The sequence below is a fragment of the Thalassolituus sp. UBA2590 genome (assembly GCF_002339775.1).
Taxonomy (GTDB): domain Bacteria; phylum Pseudomonadota; class Gammaproteobacteria; order Pseudomonadales; family Oceanobacteraceae; genus Thalassolituus.
Window position 1 is genome coordinate 6,211 of sequence record NZ_DDKU01000174.1, and the last position, 280, is coordinate 6,490.

Annotated in this window: 1 protein-coding gene; it reads right to left on the bottom strand. The window is 56.4% G+C overall.

Going from position 1 to position 280, the window contains the following annotated elements; genetic code table 11:
* The coding region (locus B2067_RS14715; protein WP_301388956.1) for a hypothetical protein at positions 1 to 280 on the bottom strand (280 nt) is incomplete at both ends.

Here is a 280-nt window from a genome sequence, read left to right on the forward strand (position 1 = left end):
CTGTGTACCCGGCTCACCGATGGACTGTGCAGCGATAACGCCCACTGCTTCACCCACGTTCACTTGGTGACCGCGACCAAGGTCACGACCATAACAAGCTGAACAGATACCTACGCGGCTGTCACAGGTAATCGCGGAGCGAACGATCACTTCGTCGATACCTTCGCCTTCGATCTTGTGAACCCAGGCTTCGTCGATCAGGGTACCAGCCGGAACTACTACGTCGCCTTCAGAGCCAGGCTTGTATACGTCGGTCGCGACAACACGACCAAGGATACGA